This window comes from Azospirillum isscasi (assembly GCF_030849505.1).
Taxonomy (GTDB): Bacteria; Pseudomonadota; Alphaproteobacteria; order Azospirillales; family Azospirillaceae; genus Azospirillum; species Azospirillum isscasi.
Map to the genome: position 1 here is coordinate 1 of NZ_JAUJFI010000012.1, position 23,854 is coordinate 23,854.

Genomic DNA, 23,854 nt, shown 5'->3' on the forward strand with positions numbered 1-23,854 from the left:
CGACGGCGCCACCGGACGACAAAACGCTTCGGCGTCGCCGCCCTCCCAAACGTCGCCCTCATTTAGCGGATGCACCACTAAAGCGAACCGACGTTCGCTTTAGGCTACATCCCGAAGCGGGCCTTCTCCAACTGCAGGCGGTTGGCGAAGACCACCGCCTGGGTGCGGCTGTAGACCTTCAGCTTTTGCAGGATCGCCGAGACATGGGCCTTCACGGTGGTTTCCGTGATGCTCAGCTCGAAGGCGATTTCCTTGTTCAGCTTGCCGGTGCCCAGCATCTCCAGCACGCGGAGCTGCTGCGCCGTCAGTGTGGACAGGCGGCGGGCGATCTCCGCCGTTTCCTCGTCCTCCGCCGCGGCCCCCTCCTCGACCGAGGCGGGCAGATAGACCTCCCCGGCCAGGATCTGGCGCAGCGCGCCGGCGATGGCGTCTCGCGGCGTCGATTTCGGGATGAAGCCGGCGGCGCCGCAGCGCACCGCCTCCAGCATCACCTTGCGGTCCTCGTGCGCCGAGACGACGGCGACGGGGATGGCCGGAAAGCGGCGGCGCAGGGCGAGCAGCCCGGACAGTCCGTTCATGCCCGGCATGTTGAGGTCGAGCAGGACGAGGTCCGGCTCCCCCTTGCCGCCATGCATGGACTCCAGGATGGAGATGGTTTCGTCCAGGCAGCCGGCCTCGTGGATTTCCTGCGCCTGGCAGGAATAGAGGACGGCGCTGCGCAGGGCATCGCGCACCAGCGGGTGATCGTCCGCGATCAGAATTCGGCTCATGGCGTGGTTTCCACGCTCATTGTTTCGGGGCGTTTCCAATTGTTATCATGCCGGACCATTCAAGAATGCGCAAGGACTGGAACGGGCATTCCCCAAATCAGCCGATCCCGGGTGATTTCGTTCCACATTCGCTTGCAAGCCATTCGCAAGAAAAGACGGCCCGAAGCATTCGGGCCGCCCTTTCCTGTTCCGGTCACGGCGCCGGGGTTCCCCGTCACGCCTTCGGCAGCTTGAAGACCCAGAGGGAGCCGCCCTGGTTGATGTCCTTCACCAGCTTGGCGACGTCGCCGCCCCACAGCGGCACGGCGCCACCCCAGCCGGAAACCACGGCGACATACTGCTCGCCGTCCTGTTCCCAGGTGACCGGGGAGCCGACGACGCCGGAGCCGGTGTTGAACTTCCAGACCTCCTTGCCCGACTTGGCGTCGAACGCCTTCAGATAGCCTTCCGGCGTGCCGGTGAAGACGAGGTTGCCGCCGGTGGTCAGCACGCCGCCCCACAGCGGCGCCGGGTTCTTGTATTCCCAGACGATCTTGCCGGTCTTCGGGTCGATGGCGCGCAGCGCGCCGATGTAGTCGTCATAGAGCGGCTTGATGGTGAAGCCGGCGCCCAGATAGGCCGCACCCTTCTTGTAGGTGATCGGCTCGTTCCAGATGTCCATGCCCCACTCGTTGGCCGGGACGTAGAACAGCTCCGTCGCCGGGCTGTAGGCCATCGGCATCCAGTTCTTGGCGCCCAGGAAGGCCGGGGCGGAGAAGACCGGCTTGCCCTTCTCGGCGTTCGCCGGGTTGCCCGGACGGTTGTCGTCGATGTAGACCGGGCGTCCGGTCTTGACGTCGATTTCCTTGGCCCAGGTGATCTTGGTGACGAAGGGCGAGGCGCTGATCAGCTTCCCGTTGGTGCGGTCCAGCACGTAGAAGAAGCCGTTGCGGTCGGCCTTGGCGCCGGCCTTGATGGTCTGCCCGTCCTTCTTCAGGTCGAAGGACACCAGCTCGTTCACGCCGTCGAAGTCCCAGCCGTCGTGCGGCGTGGTCTGGTAGTGCCACTTGATGTCGCCGTTGGCCGGGTCGATGGCCAGGGTCGAGGAGGTGTAGAGGTTGTCGCCCGGACGCAGGTGCGAGTTCCAGGGGGCCGGGTTGCCGGTGCCGAAGAACAGCGTCTTGGTTTCCGGATCGTAGGTGCCGCCCAGCCAGGTGGCGCCGCCGCCGGTCTTGTAGAGATCGCCCTGCCAGCTTGCGTTCAGCACGCCGGTCATGGTCGATTCCTTGCCATTGAGGGTGCCCATGTTGCCCTCGATGGTCGGGCGCTGCCAGACCAGTTCGCCCGTCTCGGCGTCGCGCGCCTCGACCATGCCGATGATGCCGAACTCGCCGCCGGAATTGCCGGTGATGACCTTGCCGTCCACGATCAGCGGGGCGGCGGTCGCCGAATAGCCGGCCTTGTAGTCCTCGATCTTCTTCGACCAGACGACCTTGCCGGTGTCCTTGTTCAGCGCGACCAGACGGGCGTCCAGGGTCGCGAAGTAGATCTTGTCCTTGTAGATCGCCGCACCGCGGTTCACCACGTCGCAGCAGGGCATGATGCCTTCGGGCAGGCGGTGGTCGTACTGCCACTTCTTCTGGCCGGTCTTCACGTCCACGGCGTAGAGGCGGGAGTAGGAACCGGTCACGTAGATCGTGCCGTCATGGATGATCGGCTGCGACTCCTGCCCGCGCTGCTTCTCGCCGCCGAAGGAGAAGGACCACACCGGGACCAGCCCCTTGACCGACTCCGGGTTCAGCTTGTCGAGCGGGCTGAAGCGCTGCGCCTGGAGCCCCATGCCGTAGGTCAGGACGTCGCCCGTCGTCTTGGCGTCGTTCAGCAGGTCGTCGTTGCCCGGACCCTCGGCGGCCAGCGCGGGGCCGCTCAGGCCGAGACCGGCGGCCATGGCGCTGGCGAGAAGGCAGGTGCGGAAGAGACGCTTCATGGTGCGGATACCTCCCAGGGGATTGGGCCAGGGGATTGGACAGCCGGGATCATTCGCAGACGAAACGAGCGCAACCTGCCCGCTCCATCCGCCCGGCCTCGGTTTCTTTTCGAAAAATTCAGAGGTTCGACGCGGAGCGATGCTGCATCGCAAAGTCCGCATCTTTTTGACTGTAGTGCAGTCTACCGGCGCCCCGGATAGCGTCCATTGGCCAATAGTAGGATGGGCTGCTCGTTCTGCTGGGGCGGGTGGACCGTTTCATTACGAACGGCATCAGTTCACCCGCAACAGCACTGTCTGCTCGATCCGCGGCCAGAGATGCGAGACGGAGCGCCGGTACTCCTCGCGCAGCACGCCCATCCCGGCGAAGCGGTCGGGGATCGGCAGGTCGAGCAGCTCGGCCATGTCGGCCCCGGCCTCCGCCCGCCCGCGCAGGGTGCCGTCCAGCCAGGTCAGCCAGTCGCGGGTCTGGGCGATCGCCGCCTTGTCGGAGCGGATGCGCCCGTGGTTGGGCACCAGGACCGTGACGTCCAGCGCCTCCAGGGCATCCAGCGCCGCCAGCCATTTCCCGATGTCGGCGTGGGGCGTGGTCGGCGTGCGGTCGGAGAAGACGACCCCGCCCGCGAACAGCACGCCCGTCGTCTCGTCCAGAATGGCGAGGTCGGCGGCGGTGTGCCCCTCCAGCGGAATCAGCCGCAGCCGGTGCGAGCCGAACACGACGGTGGAGCCGTAGACCGCCTCGGTCGGGGCCAGCGGCTCGGTGCCGCGCATCCAGTCGCCGACGAGGCGGTACATGTTCTCGGTCATCCCCGCCCCCTCGGCCTTGATGCCCTCGATGGTGCCGGGCAGGGCGGCGATGGGCACGTCGGCGAAGGCGCGGTTGCCCAGCCAGTAGTCGGGGTGCAGGTTGCTGACGAAGACCTTGCGGATGGGCTTGTCGGTGACGGTCGCGATGGCCGCGCGCATTTCCTCCCCGAAGCGGCGCGACGGACCGGTCTGGATCACGATCACCCCCTCCTCGGTCACGATGAAGCCGGGATTCAGGATGTTGCCGCCGTTGGCGCGGGTGAAATGCTCCCGCGTGCCTTCGAAGATCCAGGTGTCCGGCGCGATGGCGACCGGCTTCAGATGGTAGGCCAGCGGACCGGCGGCCCAGCCCGGCGCGGCGGACAGAATGAGCAGCAGAAACGAAAGAAGGGCTCTCATGGCAGCGCCCCCTGCACCGATCCTTGCACCCAGGGAAGCGGGATGGCCGCCTTCACCTCGCCGCCCTGGTTGTCGCGCCCGTCGAGCGTCAGGCCGCGGGCACCCGGACCGGGCTGGACCTCCAGCGTGAAGACGGGATTCTCGGACAGCGGTTCCGCCGTCTGCAGCCGGGCCAGCGCCCGCCCTTCGGAGTCGCGCAGGGTCAGCGCCTCGATGAAGTAGGCGGGGATGCCGGCAACCAGGCCAGTGTCCATGGGATGGCGGACGAGGAAGCGCAGACGGGTCGTCTTGTCCTCACCCGCGGGCGTCCAGGCGCGGGCCTGCACCTCCCCCACATGGTCGGCCCAGTCGGCGGCGGCGTAGGTCGCGGGGGCCGCGGTGCAGCCGCCGCCCGCCGCATCCAGCAGCTTGCCCCCGATGTGCCACACCCCGTCCGGCGTGCGGGCGGCGGCGCGCAGCGGGGTGGCCTGCTGCACCTTGAAGCGCGTGGCGATCACCGGCTTCGCCGCCAGCGGCTGGAAGCGCAGGATGACCGGGAAGGGGTTGAGGTCGGCGAACAGCACCATCTCCTCCACCGCGCCCAGCGCCGTGGCGTCGGCCATCACCGGCACGGCGGCGGCGTTCTCCGCGTTGTCGGGGGCGGTGACGGTCACACGCTCGTCGAATTGGACGGGGGCGGTGCCGAACAGCTCGGGCCGCAGCACGTCCCACATGACGGAGGCCAGCGGGTCGGCGGGGTCCGGCGGTCCGGCCCAGGCTGAGCCGGATAGGACGGCCAGGAGCGCGGCGGCGGCGAGATGGCGGTTCATGGCGGTTTCCTCCCTCCCTTGCGTCGTTGTTCTTATGCGGACCCCTGCCCCCCTGCCCCTCCCCCGCTTCGCAGGGGAGGGGCAGGGTGGGGGGACCGGCCTTCACTCCACCGGGATCGCGTTGTGCGTCACCCCATGCTTCCGGAAGAGCGCCTGCATCGTCCCGTCCTCCAGCATCGCCGTCACCGCGTCGCCCACCGCGTAGGCGAGGTCGCGGGAGTTTTCCTTCACCGCCATGCCGATGTCCCAGCTCGACGTCATCATGCCGGGGAAGGTGACCGGGGTGATGGGGAAGTCTGCGGCCCGCCCGGCCAGCGCCGCCTCGATCTGGCTCTGCGTCGCGACGACGGCGGCGACGTCGCCCCTGACCAGCGCGTCCACCGCCTCGGGGATGGTCATGTAATGGACGATCCGCTCGCGCAGCCGCCCGCCGAAGGCACCCAGCAGATAGAAGTCGGGAATGCTGTCGATCTCCACCCCCACCGGCTCGTCCGGCAGGGAGGCCAGCATCGGCTGGGTCATGCGCATCGGGTTGCGGGCCAGCGCGAAGGCTTCCCGCTGGTAGGGGCCGAACAGAACGGCCTCCGGGTTGCGCAGACCGAACTCCTTCTGATAGGGCACATGCATCATCACGTCGGCCACGCCGCCCCCGACGACCGGGCCGCGCCAGACCGCGTTGCGCAGGTCGTCCGACACGGTTTCCCCGGCGGTCAGCTCCATGAACTCGATGCCGACGCCCAGCCGTTCGGCGATGGCGCGGGCGAGGTCCACGTCCACCCCCACCAGGGCGCCGTCCTTGCGGTAGGAGAAGGGCGGGTTGTCGCGATAGACCGCGACCATCAGCCGCCCGGCGGCCACCACGTCGTCCAACGGGCGCGCGCCGGCGCGCCGGGGGAGAACCCCGGCGGCCAGCGCGGCGGCGGCGAAGGACAGAAGGTGGCGCCGCGTCGGAAGCGCCGTCATTCCTCGTGCACCGTTTCCAGCCACGACCGGATGGCCCACAGCGCCTCCTGCCCCAGCGCCTCGCCGAAGCGCGGCATGTAGGTGACGCCGTTGCGGATGGAGCCGTTGATCACCCGCTCCTTGAACCACTCGTCCCCGGTATCGCCCTTGTCCAGATAGCGCAGATCCGGGGCGATGCCGCCCGACACCGCGCCCAGCCCGTGGCAGCGCGCGCAGTTCTGGTTGAAGGCGGAGGAGCCGATCTCGATCGCCCGCGGGTTGCCGCGGTAGGGGTTCGCGTCGCGCCAGTTCTCGCCCAGCTTGTCCAGGCCGGTGGTGTCCACGGCCTGGGGGGTCACGTCGCCATGGGCAAAGGCCGCGGTGGAGACGACCATGGAGGCGACGGCGACCGTGCCGGTAAGGAGACCGGCCACCGCAAGCCGGAGAAGCCGTGCGTTCATAAGGGGCGTCCTCATTCAGAAAAAATGCGAAGGAGCGTTGTCCGTTGCCCCGGAGCATAGCGGGCGGTCCGTTCCGCCAATAATTGGACTTTGGTAGCAACCGTGCGTGGCGCGGGCCACGGTTGGACCGTTCCGCAATTTTCGGCCCACGCAATCGTACCAAAGTTGCATTCCGGGACGGCGCCGGCCGGGGATACCCTGGTCTCCCGAAACCAGGCGAGTGCAAGCCCGCGATGCGTTTCAATCTCTGGTTACCCTCCTTGATGCAGATCTCCTTGCTGGCCGGCGGGCTGTGCGCCTCGCCGGCCGCCCTTTCGCAGGAGGCGGCGCCTGCGGATCCGTCCGCGATCCGGATCGCCTATCTGACGCAGGAGGTGGAGCACCCCCCCGCCCTGTCCAACCTGGACGAGCCGCCCGCCGACGAAGGTCTGGCCGGCGCCACCCTCGCTTTGGCCGACAACAACAGCACGGGCCGCTTCCTGAAGCAGCGGTTCGAGCTGGAGGCCGTCACCGTCCCCATCGACGGCGACCCGGCGCAGGCGCTGCGCGAGCTGGCCGCCGCCGGGCACCGCCTCGTCGTGCTCGACCTGCCCGGCGAGACGCCCGGCGCGCTGGCCCGCCTGCCGGAGGCGGCAAACCTGCTGCTGTTCAACGCCGGATCGACCGACGACAGCCTGCGCAACGCGCTGTGCGCGCCCAACCTGCTGCACACCGCGCCCGACCGCGCCATGCTGGCCGACGGCCTGGCCCAGTATCTGGCGGTGAAGCGCTGGACGAAGTGGCTGCTGATCGTCGGCACCCGGCCCGAGGACCGGCTCTACGCCGCCGCCGTGAAGCGGGCGGCCAAGCGCTTCGGCGCGGAGGTGGTGGAGGAAAAGACCTGGAGCGAGGACCACGACGCCCGCCGCACCGCCCAGGCCGAAATGCCGGTCTTCACCCAGGGCAAGCGGCACGACGTGGTGATCGTGGCCGACGAGATCGGCGACTTCGGCGATTACGTGATGTACCGCACCTGGGAGCCGCGCCCGGTCGCCGGCACGCAGGGCCTCGTCCCCACCAACTGGCACCGCACCCACGAAGCCTGGGGGTCGGCGCAGCTCCAGTCCCGCTTCAAGGCCGCCGCCCAGCGCACCATGCTGCCCCGCGATTACGCGGCCTGGGCCGCCGTGCGCGCGGTGGGGGAGGCGGCGACCCGCACCGGCTCCACCGCGGCGGCCACGCTGACCGCCTACATCCGCGGGCCGGACTTCGCGCTGGCCGCCTTCAAGGGCGTGCCGCTGTCCTTCCGGAGCTGGGACGGGCAGCTCCGCCAGCCGGTGCTGGTCGCCGCCGACCGCTCGCTGGTGTCCGTCTCGCCGCAGGACGGCTTCCTGCACCCGAAAACGGAACTCGACACGCTCGGCCACGACCAGCCCGAAACCGGCTGCCGCCGCTGATTCCTCCCGATCATTCCCGCCGAAAGGATGCCGCCCCGATGACCACCGCCCGCTCCCTTCTCCTCGCCGCGCTGCTGGCCGGCTGCGCCGTGCCCGCGCTGGCGGAGACCATCTACGTGTCGAACGAGAAGGACAACAGCCTGTCCATCATCGACGGCGCCACCCTGACGGTGACGGAGACGGTGAAGGTCGGGCGCCGCCCCCGCGGCATCACGCTGAGCGCGGACGGCAAGCACCTCTACATCTGCGCCAGCGACGACGACACGGTGCAGGTGATGGACCTCGCCACGAAGAAGATCCTGCACAACCTGCCCTCGGGCGAGGACCCGGAGCTGTTCGCCCTGCACCCGGACGGCAAGCAGCTCTTCATCGCCAACGAGGAAAGCAACGTCGTCACGGTGGTGGACGTGCCCAACCGCAAGGTCGCCTATCAGGTGGACGTGGGCGTGGAGCCGGAAGGCATGGCGGTAAGCCCGGACGGAAAGTGGGCCGTGAACACGTCGGAAACGACGAACATGGTCCATTGGATCGACACGGAGAAGCGCGCCGTGGTGGACCACACGCTGGTCGACGCCCGCCCGCGCTACGCCCAGTTCAGCAAGGACGGCAGCCGCCTGTGGGTGTCGGCGGAGATCGGCGGCACCCTGTCGGTGATCGACACGGCCAGCCGCAAGGTGGCACAGACCATCCGCTTCAAGATCAAGGGCGTGCCCCAGGACCGCATCCAGCCGGTGGGTGTCAAGCTGACCGACGACGGGCGCTACGCCTTCGTCGCGCTCGGCCCGGCCAACCATGTGGCGGTGGTGGACGCCCAGACCTTCGCGGTGAAGGACTATCTGCTGGTGGGCCGCCGCGTCTGGCAGCTCGACCTGTCGCCCGACCAGAAGCGGCTCTATGCGACCAACGGCGTGTCGGGCGACGTGTCGGTGATCGACGTGGACAGCCTGAAGGTCGTCAAGTCCATCAAGACCGGGCGCTACCCCTGGGGCGTCGCGGTGAAGGGCTGACGGCATGGGGACGCCCGCGCTGTTGGTCGAAGGTCTCAGCTACGCCTATGGGCGCGGCGCCTTCGCGCTGAAGGACGTGTCGCTGGCGGTGGAGGCCGGGTCCTTCACCGCCCTGCTCGGCCCCAACGGGGCGGGCAAGACGACGCTGTTCGCCCTGGTCACCCGCCTGTTCGAATCGCCGGGCGGCACCATCCGCATCGGCGGGATCGACCTGCGCCTCGACCCGGCGCGGGCGCTGGCCCGCATGGGGGTGGTGTTCCAGCAGCCGACGCTCGACCTCGACCTGACGGTGCGGCAGAACCTGCTCTACTTCGCGGCCCTGCACGGCATTCCCCGCCGCACCGCCGAGGCCCGTGCGCGGGAGTCGCTGGAGCGGCTGGGCATGGCGGAGCGCATCGGCGAGACGGTGCGGGCGCTGAACGGCGGCCACCGCCGCCGGGTGGAGCTGGCCCGCGCCCTGCTGCATGAGCCGGCCCTTCTGGTGCTCGACGAGCCGACCGTAGGGCTGGACGTGCCGGCCCGCCGCGCCATCGTGGAGCATGTCCACGCGCTGTGCCGGGAGCGCGGCATCGCCGTCCTCTGGGCCACCCACCTGATTGACGAGATCGGGGACGGCGACCGCGTGGTGGTGATCCACCGCGGCCGGGTCCGCGCCGCGGGACCGGTGGCGGAGGTCGTCAGCGGGACCGGGGCGGACTCGCTGGTCGAGAGCTTCAACCGGCTGACCGCGAAGGAGGCGGCGTGACGGCATTCGCCCATTGCGCGCGTGCGCTCGGCGGCATCGTCGGGCGCGAGGTGCTGCGCTTCGTGCACCAGCGGGAACGCTTCCTGTCGGCGCTGGTCCGCCCGCTGCTCTGGCTGTTCGTCTTCGCGGCGGGCTTCCGCGCGGCTCTGGGCATCGCCATCACCCCGCCCTACGAAACCTACATTCCTTACGAGGTCTACATCGTCCCAGGCCTTGCCGGGATGGTGCAACTGTTCAACGGGATGCAAAGCTCGCTGTCGATGGTCTATGACCGCGAGATGGGCAGCATGCGGATGCTGCTGGTCAGCCCCCTGCCCCGCTGGTTCCTGCTGACCGCGAAGCTGCTGGCCGGAACGGCGGTGTCGATCCTCCAGGTCTATGCCTTCCTCGCCGTCGCCTGGGTCTACGGGGTGCAGGCGCCGCCGCTCGGCTACGTCGCGGTGCTGCCGGCGCTGGTGGTCAGCGGGTTGATGCTGGGGGCGCTGGGGATGCTGCTGTCCTCGGCGATCCGGCAGCTGGAGAATTTCGCGGGCGTGATGAACTTCGTCATCTTCCCGACCTTCTTCCTGTCCACCGCGCTCTATCCCCTGTGGAAGATGCAGGAGGCCGGGGAGCTGCTGTATTTCCTGTGCACCGTCAACCCCTTCAGCCAGGCGGTCGAGCTGATCCGCTTCGCGCTGTATCTGGACGTGAACCTTCCGGCGCTCGGGTGGACGGTGCTGGCGCTGGCGGTGTTCCTGGGGGGTGCGGTTTACGGCTACAACCCGGCGCGGGGGTTTCTGGCGCGGAAGGCGGGTGGGGAGTAGGTTTGGAGAGTGGTCGCGCCCCCCTCCCTACCCCAGCAACCCCGTCATCACCGCCCGCAACTGCGCCGGGCGCACCGGCTTGTTCAGCACATGGCAGCCCTTGGCCTGCGCCTCCTCCACCACCTCCGCGGTGCGGTTGGCGGTGATGAGGACCGAGGGCAGATCCGCCCCGCAGCGCTCGCGCACCCGCGCGATCTCGGTGAAGCCGATCACCCCGTCGTCCAGGTGGTAATCCGCGAACAGCACGTCCGGCGCCACCGCCCCCAGCCCGGCCAGCGCCTCGTCGCCCGACGCCGCGGTGGCGACGGTGCAGCCCCAGCCTTCCAGCAGGGCGCGCATGCCGGCCAGCACCGCCGGCTCGTTGTCGATCACCAGCACCCGCGTGCCGGCCAGCCGGTTGGAAACGGTCCGCACCGGCGCCTCCAGGGCGCGCACCGGGCGGGCGTAGCGCCCGAAGGGCACCGTCACCGCGAAGACCGACCCCCGCCCCGGCTGGGAGCGCACGGTGATCGGATGGTCGAGCATCCGCGCCACCCGCTCCACGATGGCGAGGCCGAGGCCCATGCCGCGCACCCGCTCGTTGGCGCAGGGCGTGTCGAGGCGGCGGAACTCCTGGAAGATCTCGCCCAGCTTGTCGGCGGGCACGCCGGGGCCGGTGTCCCACACCTCGATCCTCAACCCCTCCGGCGTCCGCCGGCAGCCGACCAGCACGCGCCCGGCCCCTCCCCGCGCTTGCGTGTAGCGCAGGGCGTTGGACAGGAAGTTCTGAAGAATGCTGCGCAGCAGCCGGATGTCGCTGCGCACCACGGCGTGGCTGGGAACGACGCACAACTCCAGCCCGCGTTCCCGCGCGACCGCCGCGTATTCGGTGGCCAGCGCGCCAAGCAGACTGCGGATCGGGAAATCGGCGATCTCGGGCCGCACCGCCCCGGCATCCAGCTTGGAGATGTCCAGCAGAGCCGACAACAGATCCTCGACCGAGGCCAGCGCCACGTCGATGTTGTCCACCAGCCCGCGGTTCGGCTCCGGCTGCTCCAGGTCGCCCAGAGCGGACACGAACAGCCGCGCGGCGTTCAGCGGTTGCAGCAGGTCGTGGCTGGCCGCCGCCAGGAAGCGCGTCTTGGACAGGTTGGCCTGCTCCGCCTCCGCCTTGGCGAGGCGCAGCGCCTCCTCCGCGGCGATGCGTTCGGCGATCTCCTGCTGGAGTTGCCCGTTGAGGCGGGTCAGCTCGGCGGTGCGCTCGGCGACGCGGTGTTCCAGGCTGTCCTTGGCATCGGCCAGGGCCTCCGCCGCCATGCGCCGTTCGGTGATGTCGTGGATCAGGCCGAAATAGCCCAGCACCTCCGGTTTTCCACCGCCCCGCCGTTCCCCGAAATGCGGGATGTAGGTGGCGACGGCGTAGCGCGGCGAGCCGTTCTCGCCGGGAAGCTCCAGCTCGAAGGTCACCTCCTCGCCGGCCAGGGCGCGCAGCACATACTGGCGCCGCACCTCGTAATAGAGGTCGCCCAGCGCCGCCCACATGGGCTGGCCCTCGATCTCCTCGCGCTTGCGGTTGAACCACCCCTCGTACGCCTTGTTGACGAAGCGGAAACGCTGCTCGGCGTCGACATAGGCGATCAGCGCCGGCACCGCGTCGGTGACCAGACGGATGCGCTGTTCGCTGTCGCGCAGCGCCTGCTCGGCCCGCTTGCGCTCGGTGATGTCGGTGAAGGTCAGAACGAAGCCGCCGCCCGGCATGGGATTGCGGCTGATCTCCAGAACCGTGTCGTCCAGCCAGGGCTGCTCGACGAGGCAGCTCGGCATCATCAGCGCGCTCAGCGACAGGCCGCGGTCGCCCAGCGCCGCGTGGTGCAGCACGAAGTCGGCGAAGCCCGCCCCGCGCTCCGCCACGTTGGCGGGCAGGCGCAGCAGGCCGGTGAAGCGCTCGTTCCAGGCGACCAGCCGCTGGTCGCGGTCGTACACGCCGACCCCCTGCGCGATGTTGTCCAGCGTCGCCTGGAGCAGCGCCGACTTCTCGGCCAGCTCGCGCTCGCGGCGGCGGGTCTCATGCTCCTTGATGTCGGTGATGTCGGTGTAGACGCCGACCACCCCGCCGTCGCGGGTGCGCCGCTCGTTCACCTGGACCCAGCGCCCGTCCGCCAGACGGTAGACGTAGGGTCCCTTCAGCGCCCGGTGCTGGGCCAGCCGTTCCGACAGCCAGCGGTCGGGCCGCGGGTAGGCGTCGGCGATGGTGCGCGAGGAGGCCGCCAGTTCGGCGATCTCCTGGAAACGGATGCCCGGAACGATGCGGTCGCGGATCTCCGGCCACAGGGCCAGATACTTGCTGTTGCACAGCACCAGCCGGTCGTCGCTGTCGAAGATGGCGAAACCCTCGTTGACCGACTCGATGGCCTCCGACAGGCGGGTGCGCATGGTGTCGGCCAGTTCCTTGGCGCGGGCGAGCGCGCGGTGGCTGTCCTCCAGCTCGCGGAGCGCGCGTTCCAGCTCCAGCGTGCGCTCGCGCACCTTCTGCTCCAGGACGATGGCGGTCTGGAAAAGGGAGAAGGCGCCCCCCTGCACGTCCATCGACCGTTCCACCCGGTCCATCAGCACCTGGTTGATGCGGCGGAGCTTGGCGTTCTCGCGCTCCAGCGCCTCCAGCCGGGCGGCGTCACCGGACGGTGCCGGAAGGGTGGCGGGCGACGGGTCGGCGGGTGGACGGGACGGTTCCCGCCAGTCGAAGATGAGCGTCATGGCGCACCTGCCGAAACACGGGTGCCGATGGCGACACCGGTGAAGGTCTGGTTGACGTGCATGGCGTTGTACTGCTCGCCGTAGGCGCAGAAGCCGATCACGTTGTGCCGCGCCAGCGCCGCCGACATGACATGCTTGAGCTGCCGCTGCTCCAGCTCCAGCCGGCGCAGGATGCAGTCGCAGCCGAGCACGAGATCCGGCGGCCCGCCGACCTCCGCGGCCAGCTTGCGCATCATCTCCTCAAGATTCTCCACCGGGTCCACGCCGCGGGCGACGGTCAGCACGATCCCCTCGTCGATGGCGCAGTAGAAGGTCAGGCTCTCGTCGTCGTTGACCTTCTGGATGGAGCGGACGTGATACTCGCCCCCCACCCGCACCACGACGGGATAGGCGGCGAAGATCAGGGGCGTCAGCGGCTCCCCCTCCAGCCCGACCATCCGGGCGTATTCGCGGCCCGCCGGCTCCGCGTTGATCTCGGTGACGATGCGGCGCTGCGGGTCGGCGCCGGTGACCACCATCTTGGCGTCGGACGCCACGAAATGCTCGGTCCGGAAGACCACGAAGCGGCGCGCCGTGGTGACCAGCATCAGCACGGCGGCGTTGGTGTGAAACCGCCCCTCGTGGAGGACGAAGGTGCGCTCGAACCGCAGTTCGTCCCCGGCGGAGCCGCCGAACAGGGGGATGTCCATCAGCACGCTGTGCAGCGCGCTGACCACCATCTCCTCCGCCCGCGACATGCCGTCGATCATCAGGAAGGCGAAGCTGCCATGGTTGGGAAAGGCGCCGGGGCGGGCGGCCAGGGCGACGTCGCGCTGCTCCATCAGGCTGCGCAGGACGCGCGGCGCCTCGGCAATGGAAAAGCGGTCGAGGTCGTCGATGCGCTGGGTGGCGATGGTGAAGTCGGCGCGCGGGAAGCCGATCCCGACCAGCGACCCGGCGGCGTAGCCGAAGGGCGTGATCTCCCCCGCCGTGGTGCAGCCGACCACCGGGACCGGCCCGAACAGCTCGGCCAGCGCCGCCGCCAGTTCCACCCGGTCGTAATGGGCGGAACAGAAAACCAGCACCATCTCCAGTTCCGCCGCGGAATGCCTTCCGCACAGCCCCTCGAACAGCTCCCGCGCGGCGGCGGCGGCGTCCTCCGCCATGGAAACGGCGCGGGGCAGCGGAGGGCTGGGCGGAGCGTCGGAAAGGAGAGCGTCCGAGGCCGGATGGCTGGTCACAGTGCGGATCCCGAAAAGCAACGGCATGGCATCCATCACCCGAAGCGGCATGAATCGGGAGAACGTCGGCGGATGACCTATACGTTACTTCAGCACCGCCCTTCGGGCAAAGCCGGACCTGCGGCATGGGTATGCGACGATGGTCTAAGGGCGCCGTGTGTAAGGCGTCTCCTATGGCCGAACCAAAGCGTTTGGCGCGGTTCCCCTGATTCGCCACACCCTCAGAACCGACCAGGAAAAACTGAAAGCAATCAAAAATATGCAAGTCATAGGCAGGATAGACGCAAAGATATTTCCCAGGAATCCATCGCCATACCTCGAAGAATTTTCAGATAGGAATTTCTCTTTTCTTTTTTCATGTTCAGAAATCAGCTCACCTTCTTTTGTCTTCATCGCCACCAAATAATTCGACATTGCTAAACCAGCCTGTTCTTCGCTCCTGATTGCCTCAGTCGGCGATTTTCCGTAAATGAGCACAGAACAGTGCCTAAAATTAAACTTCCTGCATTCAGATATGCCGCGTTCATAATTTTGTATATTCCGCTTAATCAATGAAATTTCCTGATCGAGTCGAGCCTTTTCCTTTCCCAGGTAATTTTCATTATAAGAAATGCGGCGATTGAGATCTTCCCTTATTGGGGCAAGGCTTCCATGAATCGTGGACAGATACACGACCGCTATCAATGAAAAATAGTGCACCAATGCGCTGGTCATGAACAATCGGTTACGCTTGACATGGCGCGCATCCCAGGAAGACGCCTCTGAAATGGACGGAACTGGATTGAACGACGGAAAGATGTTCGCAAGACCCTTTTTAGGATTAATGATAAGGAGATTTATGAATATGTTGACGAAACAAATCAGGGCAAAAACCACAAGCCCAATCCCTGGAGCCGGGTCCGCATAGGGAGAACTGCTGATGGTTACGTCATCACCACTGCACCCGAAAATGCCGCATGTGATGTTGTTCGTCATTATGGTTTGCGACATTCGCCCAACGTAATTGATCGTCGGATTTGCCGAGATATGATCTATATTTGCATAAGCAATTGAAAAAACGGAACATAGGGAAGAAAGGCTTGTGAACGCCGCAAACAACAGATTGTCTGTCTTCTCCTTCTTGGGATTGTTTTTTGCAGCCAGAAGATACGCCAAGCTCGCAACCAGACCCACCAAGGCCACAATCCCCAGCCCAAATGTTACCTTGACGTTTATGGGCGAATAAAGCAAATCTCTCGTGTAGCCACTAAAATAAAAACTGAAACCAATAAGAGGCACAAAAAGGGAAACTACCGATATAATCAGCGACGTTATTTTTAGGATCTTATTGGTTTCCAATTTTTCGGCAGGCGCCGCGGCCACTTGCTGCGAAACAAGAAAAACGAAGAAATCCGCATCACCCATCTGGATTTTGTTGTTCGCCGACAAGACGGCCCGACCGTCTGCAAGGCGGTCATTGATCTTTATCCGAGGCCCATGCATGGGAGAGACCAAGGCGATGGCGCCTTCATGCCTTTCAAGGAACGGAGCCCCTTCCGCGATTGGTCCGGACCCCGGGGGAAAAGGCCAGGGACCGTCGCCTTCCAGCGGGATCAGGCGACCGGTGCGTTCATCGAACAGGTTGAAGCATGCCATGCGCCCCTCCACCAATTCTTCATTCACGAATCATTCGTTGGCTTATTTTTCGGCTCGCGAGATAAGCCTGAACAATGCTCTTTATTGTCAGCACGACAACGAATAAGGCAGAATACATAATCACGAATTCGTCGCGAAGATTTGCTGAACACGCTCCCCTATATTTACAATTGAACAATACATCGCGCGACAAATAACACGAATAAATGAAAACCCCCAAAATTGCTGCCTGAACAGCGGCTTTCACTGTGTTTCCGATCATTGCGGCGATGCCTTGAAATTATGAAAGATCAGCCCATTGCCCGCTTTCTTAACAAAGAAACCTGCGATTTCCTTGGCAATCCGCCCTTTACGCGCGCATTGCGGTAACATTACACAACCAAGCCCAATAACCACGGAAACTTTAGCAATTAGAAGGTTTACGGTCAAGCGTGCGTTCCCGCCTGAACCGTCAGTCTCAACCGATCCGGAAGAGCAGGCCAGCCATTGACGTCCACCTTTCCGGAGGGAAGGGGCGGGGTGTTTCCCACGCAACGAAAAAGGCGCCTTCCGCCGTCGCGGAAGGCGCCTGAGTTCGGTTCCATATGCACCGCCACACGGGGGAACCGGTCTGAACACGGATCAGACCGCCCGGCTGGCCGTACCGACTGGGGAAGTCCCAAAGTCGAATTCTGAATACCGCATTCCACGGAACAGCGCTATGTCTTTTTCGTCATATCGCCGGGAGCGGACCTCAGCGCCGCCACCTCGCCATCGGAGAACAGGCGGGAGCGGGTGAGGAAGCGCACGCCCTCCGGCGCCTCCAGCGAGAAGCTGGCGCCGCGGCCCGGCACCACGTCGATGATGAGCTGGGTGTGCGACCAGTATTCGAACTGCGCCGCCCCCATGTAGAAGGGACAGCCCCCGATCTCCCCCAGCCGGACGTCCTGCCCGCCGGGGCGGAACTCCCCTTCCATGAAGCACATCGGCGCGCTGCCGTCACAGCAGCCGCCGGATTGATGGAAGAACAGCGGCCCGTAAAGCCCGCGCAGCTTTTCGATCAGTTCCAGGGCCGCCGGTGTGGCGACGACTCGTTCGACCATGGGCGGATGCTCCCAGAAAGACTCCAGGCCGGACGAGAAAAGGGCCGGAGGCCGAATGGCCGCCGGCCCAAGGTCGTCAGGGAGGAGACGGGGTTATCAGAAGAAGCCCAGGGCCTTCGGGCTGTAGCTGACCAGCAGGTTCTTGGTCTGCTGGTAGTGGTCGAGCATCATCTTGTGCGTCTCGCGCCCGATGCCGGACTGCTTGTAGCCGCCGAAGGCCGCGTGGGCCGGGTAGAGGTGGTAGCAGTTGGTCCACACGCGGCCCGCCTGGATGGCGCGGCCCATGCGGAAGGCGCGGTTGCCGTCGCGGCTCCACACGCCGGCGCCCAGGCCGTAGAGCGTGTCGTTGGCGATGGCGAGCGCCTCCTCCTCGGTCTTGAAGGTGGTCACGGACACGACCGGCCCGAAGATCTCCTCCTGGAAGATGCGCATCTTGTTGTGGCCTTCGAAGACCGTCGGCTGCACGTAGTAGCCGCTCTCCAGCTCGCCGCCCAGATGGGCGCGCTCGCCGCCGATCAGCACCTTGGCGCCCTCGGCCTTGCCGATGTCGATGTAGGAGAGGATCTTCTCGAGCTGGTCGATGCTGGCCTGGGCGCCGATCATCGTGGCGGGATCGAGCGGGCTGCCCTGCTTGACGGCGCCGACGCGGGCGACGGCCTTCTCCATGAACTTGTCGTAGATCTTCTCCTGCACCAGGACGCGCGACGGGCAGGTGCAGACCTCGCCCTGGTTCAGCGCGAACATGGCGAAGCCTTCCAGCGCCTTGTCCAGGAAGTCGTCGTCCTCGGCCATCACGTCGTTGAAGAAGATGTTCGGCGACTTGCCGCCCAGCTCCAGCGTGACCGGGATGATGTTCTCCGCCGCGTACTGCATGATCAGGCGGCCGGTCGTCGTCTCGCCGGTGAAGGCGATCTTGGCGATGCGCGGGCTCTGGGCCAGCGGCTTGCCCGCCTCGATGCCGAAGCCGTTGACGACGTTGAGGACACCGTCCGGCAGCAGGTCGCCGATGATCTCCATCATGACCATGATGGCCATCGGGGTCTGCTCGGCGGGCTTCAGCACCACGCAGTTGCCGGCGGCCAGCGCCGGGGCCAGCTTCCACACGGCCATCAGCAGCGGGAAGTTCCAGGGGATGATCTGGCCGACGACGCCCAGCGGCTCATGGAAGTGATAGGCGTAGGTGGTGTGGTCGATTTCCGCGATCGTGCCTTCCTGGGCGCGGACGCAGCCGGCGAAGTAGCGGAAGTGGTCGATGGCGAGCGGCAGGTCGGCGTGGGTCGTCTCGCGGATCGGCTTGCCGTTGTCCAGCGTCTCGGCCAGCGCCAGGACGTCCAGACGCTCTTCCATGCGGTCGGCGATCTTGTTGAGGATGCGCGCGCGCTCCGCAGGCGAGGTGCGGCCCCAGGCGTCCTTGGCCTTGTGGGCGGCGTCCAGCGCCTTCTCGATGTCTTCCGCGGTGGAGCGGGCGACCTCGCACAGCGGCTTGCCGGTGATCGGGGTCAGGTTGGTGAAATACTGGCCCTTCGTCGGCGGAACCCACTGGCCGCCGATGAAGTTGTCGTAGCGCGGCCGGATGGCGACCTGCTTGCTGAGCGTTTCCAGGGCCTGATGGATCACGGCGGTTTCCTCCCGAAGCGGATTGCCCAAACTGAATGTCGCGGAAATGGCTTGCCTGAAGTGGCTTGCGGCGCGGTGTGCGCCCCCTGTGTCCGTTCGTCCGATGATCGGCCCCCGTCACAGCGCCCCGCCGTTATCGCGGTTTTCGGGAAGGGCGGTAAATTCGACTTTGGTTGCAGACGCCGGCCCGAAGCCGGCCCGGATCCGGAGGTTCAGATTCGGAAATGACCATTGGCCGGCAAATGATACCTTGGGCGGAGACCATCCCGTTTCCCGGCGAGATCCCAGGCCATGACGACCGACATCCGGCTGCGCTTCCTCCACCCTTCCGGCGCCATCGGCCCCGGCAAGGTGTCCTTGCTGGAGGAGATCGACCGCACCGGCTCCATCTCCGCGGCGGCGCGGGCGCTCGGCATGTCCTTCCGCCGCGCGTGGTTCCTGGTGGAAACCATGAATTCCGCCTTCCGCGAGCCGGTGGTGCGCACCAACGTCGGTGGACGGGAGGGCGGCGGGACCGGCCTGACCGCCTTCGGGCAGGAGGTGATCGCCCGCTACCGACGCATGGAGGAGGAGGCCCGCCGCGCCGCCGCCCCGCATCTGGCGTGGCTGGACGAGGCGCTGAAACCGGAGGAGGCGCCCGGGAAAAGCCCCCCGCCCACCGGTCCAAAGTCCAATGGTCCGGATTCCGACGATCCGTAAAGTCTCCGTCGAAGCCGCGACCTTCCGCCGCGGCGAAACGAAGGAGGCTTCCGTTCCATGCGCACCGCCGCCCGCACCGCTCTTGCCGCCGTCCTCCTCCTCGCCGCCGCTCCCGCCACCGGCTGGGCCGACGGCGACCCGGCGAACGGCGAAAAGCTGTTCCGCCAGTGCAAGGCCTGCCACACGGTGGAGGCGGGCAAGAACCGCGTCGGCCCCACGCTGCACGGGCTGTTCGGGCGCAAGGCCGGCACGGTGGAGAGCTTCGCCAACTACTCCGAGGGTCTGAAGGCGTCCGGCATCCAGTGGACCGCGGCGACGCTCGACCCCTATCTCAACAACCCGAAGGCGGTCGTTCCCGACAGCCGCATGGCCTTCGCCGGGGTGGCGAAGCCGGAGGACCGCGCCGACCTGATCGCCTATCTGGAGGCCGCGACGAAGTGAGCCCCGGCGGGACGGGAACCGCGGCGCCGCCGGCCTGTTGCCCGGTTTCCATTCCCGCAGCCGGAGAACGGCCATGAACGACGACAGCACCGGGGACAAGGGGCCTGTCCGCAAAACCGACATCGGGCCGCTCTGCGACGAACAGAGCGGCGGCGGCGGGTCCAACCCGGACACGCGCTACCGCGGGATGCCCGGCGGCCATCCGGGCGGTTCCCGCGACGGCGATTGCGATCCGGTGTCGCGCGCCGATCCCGATTCCGCCGAGCCCGATTCCGCCGCCCCGGATTCCCCGTAGTCCGACGGCGTAGCCTTTCCGGGACCGTCCCGAATTGGTCGTAGCCGCTGATCCGGTCCCCCGCTAAAACAGGGGCTCCCTCACCGGCACAACACGGGCTGCGACCGGCATGCTGAAGCGCCTTTACGACTGGACGATGGCCAAGGCGGCCTCGAAGAACGCCACCACATGGCTGGCCGGGGTTTCCTTCGCGGAAAGCTCCTTCTTCCCGATTCCGCCGGACATCCTGATGGTGCCGATGGTGCTCGCCAACCGGCAGGCGGCGTGGCGGATCGCGACGATCTGCACGCTGGCCTCGGTGGTGGGCGGCGTCGCCGGCTACATGATCGGCTTCTTCCTGTACGAGACCATCGGCCGGGTGGTCATCGACTTCTACCATCTGGACGCCCAGTTCGAGACGCTGCGCCATACCTTCGTCGAATACGGGGCGGAGATCCTGATCATCAAGGGCATGACGCCCATCCCCTACAAGCTGCTGACCATCACCGCGGGGGTCGCGAAGCTGAACATCTGGGTGTTCATCGGCGCCTCCATTCTGTCGCGGGCCATCCGCTTCTATCTGGTCGCCGCCCTGCTCTACTGGTTCGGGGAGCCGGTGCGGGCCTTCATCGAAAAGAGGCTGACCCTGGTCACCACCGCCTTCGCGGTCGCCCTGATCGGCGGCTTCCTGGCGATCAAGCTGATCTGATCCGCCTCCCGCCGACGCCGCGACACCCGCCCGCCCTCTCCTGTTGACGTCCGCAACGGAGCGTCGATGGGAGAGGACGGATGGACAGCGTGCACGGGGCCGTGGTGGTCGTCACCGGCGCGTCGAGCGGGATCGGGCGGGCCACCGCCCTGGCTTTCGCGCGGGAGGGCGCCCGGCTGGTGCTGGCCGCCCGGCGGGAGGAACTGCTCGGCGAAGTGGCCGGGGAATGCCGGGAACTGGGCGCCGAGGCCGAGGCGGTGCCGACCGACGTCACCGACGCGGAGGCGGTCCGGCGGCTGGCCGACCGGGCGGTGCAGCGGTTCGGCGGCATCGACGTCTGGGTGAACAACGCCGGCGTCGGCGCCATTGGGCGCTTCGAGGACACCCCCGTCGAAGCGCACCGCCGGGTCGTCGAGACCAACCTCTTCGGGCCGCTGCACGGCGCCCACGCCGTCCTTCCGCTGTTCCGGCGGCAGGGCCACGGGGTTCTCATCAACACGGTGTCGGTCGGGGCCTGGGCGCCCGCCCCCTACGCCGCCGCCTACGCCGCCAGCAAATTCGGGCTGGAGGGGCTTCTGGAAAGCCTGCGGGCGGAGCTGGTGGACGCGCCGGGCATCCATGTCTGCGGCGTCTATCCCTCCTTCACCGACACGCCGGGCATGTCCCACGGCGCCAACTACACCGGCCATCGGCTGGACCCGGAAAGCCCCTTCTACGACGATCCGCAGGACGTGGCGGAAACCATGGTCGCGGTGGCCCTGCGCCCGCGGGCGCAGGCGATGGTCGGCGCGCTAACCCCGCTGACCCGGCTGGGCCACGCGGTGGCGCCGCGGCTGATGGAGAAGGTCGCCGGCTATGGCGCCCACCGCCATTTCAGCCGGACGCCGCCCGCCCCGACGAGCGACGGCAACCTGTTCGTCCCGGTGGAGCGGGGCCGCGGCGTGACCGGTGGATTCCGCACCCCGCCGCCCGGCTGGGTGTCGCCGCTGATCGTCGCCGGGGTCGCGGCGGCCGCCGCGGCGGCCTATGCCGGCTACGCCCGGAGCCGGAACGGACGCCATTGAGGGCTTTGAGTTCGGGAACGGGTTGGTCCAGAATGCCGGCCCGTTCCCGCAAGCCCCGAGTCCATCATGCCGAAGCCGGCGACCCCGCGAGGCCGTCCGCCCACCGCCTCCCCTGCCCGCCCGCCGCGTTCCGGCCCGGCCCGCGCCGGCAGAGATCCGCGCCAGGGCGACCCGCGCCGGGACGAGCCGCGGGAGGAGCCGGGAAAGCTGTTCCGCGTCGCCGGCCTGTCCGCCGTCTCCGCCCTGTTCGCCCACGACGCGGCGCGCGTGGAACGCCTGTTCTTCGAGGAACGGCTGAAGGCCAGGACCGGCGATTTCTGCAAGGCCATGGCCGCGGCGCGCAAGCCCTACCGCATGGTGGAGGCCGACGAGCTGGCCAAGGTCGCCGGAACGGTCCTGCACGGCGGCGTGGTCGCGCTGATCGCGCCGCGCCCGGTGCCGGCCTTCGACGTCGAGGCGGCCAAGCGCTGGGCGGCGGACGGGCAACCGCTGCTGATCCTCGACGGGGTCGGCAACCCGCACAATCTGGGCGCCATCCTGCGCACCGCCGCATTTTTCGGCCTGCGGCGCGTCGTGGTGTCGGACCATCCCGGGCAGGCCCTGCCGTCGGAATCCGCCTACCGCGTGGCCGAAGGCGGCTTCGAGTGGGTGGAGCTGTACCGGGCCGCCGCCCTGCCGGCGGTGCTGAAGCGGCTGCGCGGCTGCTACCGGGTGGCCGGGACGGCGCTGGGCCAGGGCCGGGCGGTGGTGAGCGACCCGGCGGTCCTCGCCAGGGGCGAGCGGCCCGCCGCCGTCGTGCTGGGCAACGAGGAGGACGGGCTTCCCCCCGCCACCCTCGCCGCCTGCGAGGACATCCTGACCCTGCCCGGCACGGGCCGCATCCAGTCACTGAACGTCGCGGCGACCGCGGCCATCCTCATCCACGCCCTGGCGAAGCCGGCCTGAGGGCGAAGCCGGCCTGAGGGCGAAGCCGGCCCTCAGCTGCCCAGGGCGACGATCAGCACCAGCGCCACCAGGACCAGGGAGGCGACCGGCAGCATGTCCACCCCGCCGCGGTCCCAGGTCGGCGCCCGGCGGGAGCCGTGATGCGCGCCATGGGCGTGGCCCAGCCCCTCGTCGGCCCAGCCATGTTCGGACGGGCGGGCGCCGGGGGCGGAGACGGCGGGCGCCGCCGGGCTGGCGATGTCCACCACCCCGGCCCCGCGCTGGTACTCGCCGCCGCCGGCCCGCGGGCGCTTCAGCCGCGCGTCGGTCAGTTCCACCTCGATGCCCGCGGCCTCCAGTTCCTCGACCAGTTCGGCGACCTCTCCCGGGGTCATCGTCTCCACCGGCACCTCCTGGCCCAACTGCTCGATGCTGAGCCGGTTGCCGTTCTGCCGCCCTTTGGCCGCCAGGCGCTGGATGGCGGTATCGTCGATCGTCATGGTTCGTCTCCCCGCGGTTCCACCTTGGACTGAACATTCCTGGGAGTAAACACACGGGACCGGAGAAGGCTCCCGCGACGGGCGCCGACTTGCCGGCACGGCGATGCGACCCGACATAGTCCTGAAATCCCACGCCATCGGAGACGCCGACATGCTCGGAATGTTCATGCGCAAGCCCCTCGCCCTGCCCAGCGCGGAGGATGCGCTGCCCGGCCGCGGCACGCCGGTTCCCGTGCCGCCCCGCCACCACGTCAACGGCAACCCGCTGACCGCGCCCTACCCGGCGGGGCTGGAGGTCGCCGATTTCGGCCTCGGCTGCTTCTGGGGGGCGGAGCGCAAGTTCTGGAAGACGCCGGGCGTCTGGACGACGATGGTCGGCTACCAGGGCGGCCACACCCCGAATCCGACCTATGAGGAGGTCTGCTCGGGCCGCACCGGCCATGCCGAGGTGGTGCGCGTCGTCTACGACCCCGCCAAGGTGGGGTTCGAGGATCTGCTCCGGGTCTTCTGGGAGGCGCACGACCCGACCCAGGGGATGCGCCAGGGCAACGACGTGGGCACCCAGTACCGTTCCACCATCTACACCCACAGCGAGGCCCAGCGTGCCGCCGCCGCGGCCAGCCGCGAGTCCTACCAGGCCCGCCTGGAGCAGGCCGGCTTCGGCCCGGTGACGACGGAGATCCGCGAGGCCCCGCCCTTCTACTACGCCGAGGATTATCACCAGCAGTATCTGTCCAAGAATCCCGCCGGCTATTGCGGGCTGGGCGGAACCGGGGTGACCTGCGCGGCGTGATGCGTTCCTCCGGTG

Annotated in this window: 24 protein-coding genes; 11 read left to right on the forward strand and 13 right to left on the reverse strand. The window is 67.6% G+C overall.

Translation table 11 applies throughout. From position 1 onward, the window contains the following. Positions 1 to 104 precede the first annotated feature (104 nt). The 6 genes from QSG27_RS04540 to pedF form a co-directional block, all read right to left on the reverse strand. Positions 105 to 770, reverse strand: a complete 666-nt coding sequence (locus QSG27_RS04540) for a response regulator (protein ID WP_306703945.1) — start codon at positions 768 to 770, stop codon at positions 105 to 107. Between the two features lie 214 nt (positions 771 to 984). Continuing rightward, positions 985 to 2,736, reverse strand: coding sequence for a methanol/ethanol family PQQ-dependent dehydrogenase (locus tag QSG27_RS04545; RefSeq protein ID WP_306703946.1), 1,752 nt, complete (start codon positions 2,734 to 2,736; stop codon positions 985 to 987). 273 nt (positions 2,737 to 3,009) lie between these two features. After that, positions 3,010 to 3,942 (reverse strand): quinoprotein relay system zinc metallohydrolase 1, encoded by a 933-nt coding sequence (locus QSG27_RS04550; RefSeq protein ID WP_306703947.1) that lies wholly within the window; start codon positions 3,940 to 3,942, stop codon positions 3,010 to 3,012. Beyond that, complete coding sequence (locus tag QSG27_RS04555; protein ID WP_306703948.1) at positions 3,939 to 4,751, reverse strand: quinoprotein dehydrogenase-associated SoxYZ-like carrier; 813 nt, start codon at positions 4,749 to 4,751, stop codon at positions 3,939 to 3,941. Before QSG27_RS04555 ends, QSG27_RS04550 begins: the two co-directional genes overlap by 4 nt. A 102-nt stretch (positions 4,752 to 4,853) precedes the next feature. After that, complete coding sequence (locus tag QSG27_RS04560) at positions 4,854 to 5,714, reverse strand: transporter substrate-binding domain-containing protein (RefSeq protein WP_306703949.1); 861 nt, start codon at positions 5,712 to 5,714, stop codon at positions 4,854 to 4,856. Then, the gene (gene pedF, locus QSG27_RS04565) at positions 5,711 to 6,154 is read right to left on the reverse strand and encodes a cytochrome c-550 PedF (RefSeq protein WP_306703950.1); all 444 of its coding nucleotides are present in this window, start codon (positions 6,152 to 6,154) and stop codon (positions 5,711 to 5,713) included. The genes QSG27_RS04560 and pedF overlap by 4 nt, the downstream gene beginning before the upstream one ends. 263 nt (positions 6,155 to 6,417) lie before the next feature. Between pedF and QSG27_RS04570 the strand changes: the two genes are divergently transcribed. From QSG27_RS04570 to QSG27_RS04585, 4 genes are read left to right on the forward strand one after another with little or no spacing between them, the layout of a single operon-like run. Continuing rightward, positions 6,418 to 7,590, forward strand: coding sequence for an ABC transporter substrate-binding protein (locus tag QSG27_RS04570; protein WP_306703951.1), 1,173 nt, complete (start codon positions 6,418 to 6,420; stop codon positions 7,588 to 7,590). Between the two features lie 38 nt (positions 7,591 to 7,628). Beyond that, on the forward strand, positions 7,629 to 8,597 hold the full coding sequence (locus QSG27_RS04575; RefSeq protein ID WP_306703952.1) for a YVTN family beta-propeller repeat protein: 969 nt from the start codon (positions 7,629 to 7,631) through the stop codon (positions 8,595 to 8,597). A 4-nt stretch (positions 8,598 to 8,601) separates the two neighbouring features. Beyond that, entirely contained in the window at positions 8,602 to 9,342 is a 741-nt protein-coding gene (locus tag QSG27_RS04580; protein WP_306703953.1) for an ABC transporter ATP-binding protein, read from the forward strand. Beyond that, positions 9,339 to 10,148 carry an ABC transporter permease gene (locus tag QSG27_RS04585; RefSeq protein ID WP_306703954.1) on the forward strand — a complete coding sequence of 270 codons (810 nt, stop codon included), beginning with the start codon at positions 9,339 to 9,341 and terminating at the stop codon, positions 10,146 to 10,148. Before QSG27_RS04580 ends, QSG27_RS04585 begins: the two co-directional genes overlap by 4 nt. A 27-nt stretch (positions 10,149 to 10,175) precedes the next feature. Here the strand turns inward: QSG27_RS04585 and QSG27_RS04590 are convergent, their stop codons facing one another. From QSG27_RS04590 to adh, 6 genes are all read right to left on the reverse strand, one after another. Then, the gene (locus tag QSG27_RS04590; protein WP_306703955.1) at positions 10,176 to 12,881 is read right to left on the reverse strand and encodes a NahK/ErcS family hybrid sensor histidine kinase/response regulator; all 2,706 of its coding nucleotides are present in this window, start codon (positions 12,879 to 12,881) and stop codon (positions 10,176 to 10,178) included. Continuing rightward, positions 12,878 to 14,101: a nitric oxide-sensing protein NosP gene (nosP, locus tag QSG27_RS04595; protein ID WP_306703956.1), complete on the reverse strand. Its 1,224-nt coding sequence runs from the start codon at positions 14,099 to 14,101 to the stop codon at positions 12,878 to 12,880. Before nosP ends, QSG27_RS04590 begins: the two co-directional genes overlap by 4 nt. A 171-nt stretch (positions 14,102 to 14,272) precedes the next feature. Further along, positions 14,273 to 15,763: a hypothetical protein gene (locus tag QSG27_RS04600; protein WP_306703957.1), complete on the reverse strand. Its 1,491-nt coding sequence runs from the start codon at positions 15,761 to 15,763 to the stop codon at positions 14,273 to 14,275. 231 nt (positions 15,764 to 15,994) lie between these two features. Further along, a complete protein-coding gene (locus QSG27_RS04605) occupies positions 15,995 to 16,165 on the reverse strand; it encodes a hypothetical protein (protein WP_306703958.1) in 171 nt (56 codons plus the stop codon). A 269-nt stretch (positions 16,166 to 16,434) separates the two neighbouring features. Then, on the reverse strand, positions 16,435 to 16,818 hold the full coding sequence (locus QSG27_RS04610; protein WP_306703959.1) for a DUF779 domain-containing protein: 384 nt from the start codon (positions 16,816 to 16,818) through the stop codon (positions 16,435 to 16,437). 96 nt (positions 16,819 to 16,914) lie between these two features. Then, the gene (adh, locus tag QSG27_RS04615; protein ID WP_306703960.1) at positions 16,915 to 18,435 is read right to left on the reverse strand and encodes an aldehyde dehydrogenase; all 1,521 of its coding nucleotides are present in this window, start codon (positions 18,433 to 18,435) and stop codon (positions 16,915 to 16,917) included. Between the two features lie 291 nt (positions 18,436 to 18,726). Between adh and QSG27_RS04620 the strand changes: the two genes are divergently transcribed. The 6 genes from QSG27_RS04620 to QSG27_RS04645 all read left to right on the forward strand — a co-directional run bounded on the left by QSG27_RS04620 (position 18,727) and on the right by QSG27_RS04645 (position 22,567). Continuing rightward, positions 18,727 to 19,134, forward strand: a complete 408-nt coding sequence (locus tag QSG27_RS04620) for a winged helix-turn-helix domain-containing protein (RefSeq protein ID WP_306703961.1) — start codon at positions 18,727 to 18,729, stop codon at positions 19,132 to 19,134. Between the two features lie 57 nt (positions 19,135 to 19,191). After that, positions 19,192 to 19,575 carry a c-type cytochrome gene (locus QSG27_RS04625; protein ID WP_306703962.1) on the forward strand — a complete coding sequence of 128 codons (384 nt, stop codon included), beginning with the start codon at positions 19,192 to 19,194 and terminating at the stop codon, positions 19,573 to 19,575. A 73-nt stretch (positions 19,576 to 19,648) separates the two neighbouring features. Further along, the gene (locus QSG27_RS04630) at positions 19,649 to 19,870 is read left to right on the forward strand and encodes a hypothetical protein (protein ID WP_306703963.1); all 222 of its coding nucleotides are present in this window, start codon (positions 19,649 to 19,651) and stop codon (positions 19,868 to 19,870) included. Positions 19,871 to 19,979: 109 nt separating this feature from the next. Beyond that, positions 19,980 to 20,558, forward strand: coding sequence for a YqaA family protein (locus QSG27_RS04635; RefSeq protein ID WP_306703964.1), 579 nt, complete (start codon positions 19,980 to 19,982; stop codon positions 20,556 to 20,558). Positions 20,559 to 20,638: 80 nt separating this feature from the next. Beyond that, positions 20,639 to 21,622, forward strand: coding sequence for an SDR family oxidoreductase (locus QSG27_RS04640; RefSeq protein ID WP_306703965.1), 984 nt, complete (start codon positions 20,639 to 20,641; stop codon positions 21,620 to 21,622). A 66-nt stretch (positions 21,623 to 21,688) separates the two neighbouring features. Then, the gene (locus QSG27_RS04645; RefSeq protein ID WP_306703966.1) at positions 21,689 to 22,567 is read left to right on the forward strand and encodes a TrmH family RNA methyltransferase; all 879 of its coding nucleotides are present in this window, start codon (positions 21,689 to 21,691) and stop codon (positions 22,565 to 22,567) included. Positions 22,568 to 22,599: 32 nt separating this feature from the next. On the opposite strand, the gene QSG27_RS04650 is transcribed toward QSG27_RS04645, so the two are convergent. Continuing rightward, positions 22,600 to 23,046 carry a hypothetical protein gene (locus QSG27_RS04650; RefSeq protein ID WP_306703967.1) on the reverse strand — a complete coding sequence of 149 codons (447 nt, stop codon included), beginning with the start codon at positions 23,044 to 23,046 and terminating at the stop codon, positions 22,600 to 22,602. A gap of 151 nt (positions 23,047 to 23,197) precedes the next feature. Between QSG27_RS04650 and msrA the strand changes: the two genes are divergently transcribed. Then, positions 23,198 to 23,839, forward strand: coding sequence for a peptide-methionine (S)-S-oxide reductase MsrA (gene msrA / locus QSG27_RS04655; protein WP_306703968.1), 642 nt, complete (start codon positions 23,198 to 23,200; stop codon positions 23,837 to 23,839). Positions 23,840 to 23,854 lie beyond the last annotated feature (15 nt).

Coding starts and splice junctions, on each gene's coding strand:
- QSG27_RS04540 (WP_306703945.1), bottom strand. CDS start 770: ATGAGCCGAATTCTGATCGCGGACGATCACCCGCTGGTGCGCGATGCC.
- QSG27_RS04580 (WP_306703953.1), top strand. CDS start 8,602: ATGGGGACGCCCGCGCTGTTGGTCGAAGGTCTCAGCTACGCCTATGGG.
- pedF (WP_306703950.1), bottom strand. CDS start 6,154: ATGAACGCACGGCTTCTCCGGCTTGCGGTGGCCGGTCTCCTTACCGGC.
- QSG27_RS04610 (WP_306703959.1), bottom strand. CDS start 16,818: ATGGTCGAACGAGTCGTCGCCACACCGGCGGCCCTGGAACTGATCGAA.
- QSG27_RS04620 (WP_306703961.1), top strand. CDS start 18,727: ATGACGACCGACATCCGGCTGCGCTTCCTCCACCCTTCCGGCGCCATC.
- QSG27_RS04635 (WP_306703964.1), top strand. CDS start 19,980: ATGCTGAAGCGCCTTTACGACTGGACGATGGCCAAGGCGGCCTCGAAG.
- QSG27_RS04570 (WP_306703951.1), top strand. CDS start 6,418: ATGCAGATCTCCTTGCTGGCCGGCGGGCTGTGCGCCTCGCCGGCCGCC.
- QSG27_RS04550 (WP_306703947.1), bottom strand. CDS start 3,942: ATGAGAGCCCTTCTTTCGTTTCTGCTGCTCATTCTGTCCGCCGCGCCG.
- QSG27_RS04575 (WP_306703952.1), top strand. CDS start 7,629: ATGACCACCGCCCGCTCCCTTCTCCTCGCCGCGCTGCTGGCCGGCTGC.
- QSG27_RS04545 (WP_306703946.1), bottom strand. CDS start 2,736: ATGAAGCGTCTCTTCCGCACCTGCCTTCTCGCCAGCGCCATGGCCGCC.
- QSG27_RS04625 (WP_306703962.1), top strand. CDS start 19,192: ATGCGCACCGCCGCCCGCACCGCTCTTGCCGCCGTCCTCCTCCTCGCC.
- QSG27_RS04650 (WP_306703967.1), bottom strand. CDS start 23,046: ATGACGATCGACGATACCGCCATCCAGCGCCTGGCGGCCAAAGGGCGG.
- QSG27_RS04645 (WP_306703966.1), top strand. CDS start 21,689: ATGCCGAAGCCGGCGACCCCGCGAGGCCGTCCGCCCACCGCCTCCCCT.
- QSG27_RS04630 (WP_306703963.1), top strand. CDS start 19,649: ATGAACGACGACAGCACCGGGGACAAGGGGCCTGTCCGCAAAACCGAC.
- QSG27_RS04555 (WP_306703948.1), bottom strand. CDS start 4,751: ATGAACCGCCATCTCGCCGCCGCCGCGCTCCTGGCCGTCCTATCCGGC.
- QSG27_RS04560 (WP_306703949.1), bottom strand. CDS start 5,714: ATGACGGCGCTTCCGACGCGGCGCCACCTTCTGTCCTTCGCCGCCGCC.
- QSG27_RS04640 (WP_306703965.1), top strand. CDS start 20,639: ATGGACAGCGTGCACGGGGCCGTGGTGGTCGTCACCGGCGCGTCGAGC.
- QSG27_RS04590 (WP_306703955.1), bottom strand. CDS start 12,881: ATGACGCTCATCTTCGACTGGCGGGAACCGTCCCGTCCACCCGCCGAC.
- msrA (WP_306703968.1), top strand. CDS start 23,198: ATGCTCGGAATGTTCATGCGCAAGCCCCTCGCCCTGCCCAGCGCGGAG.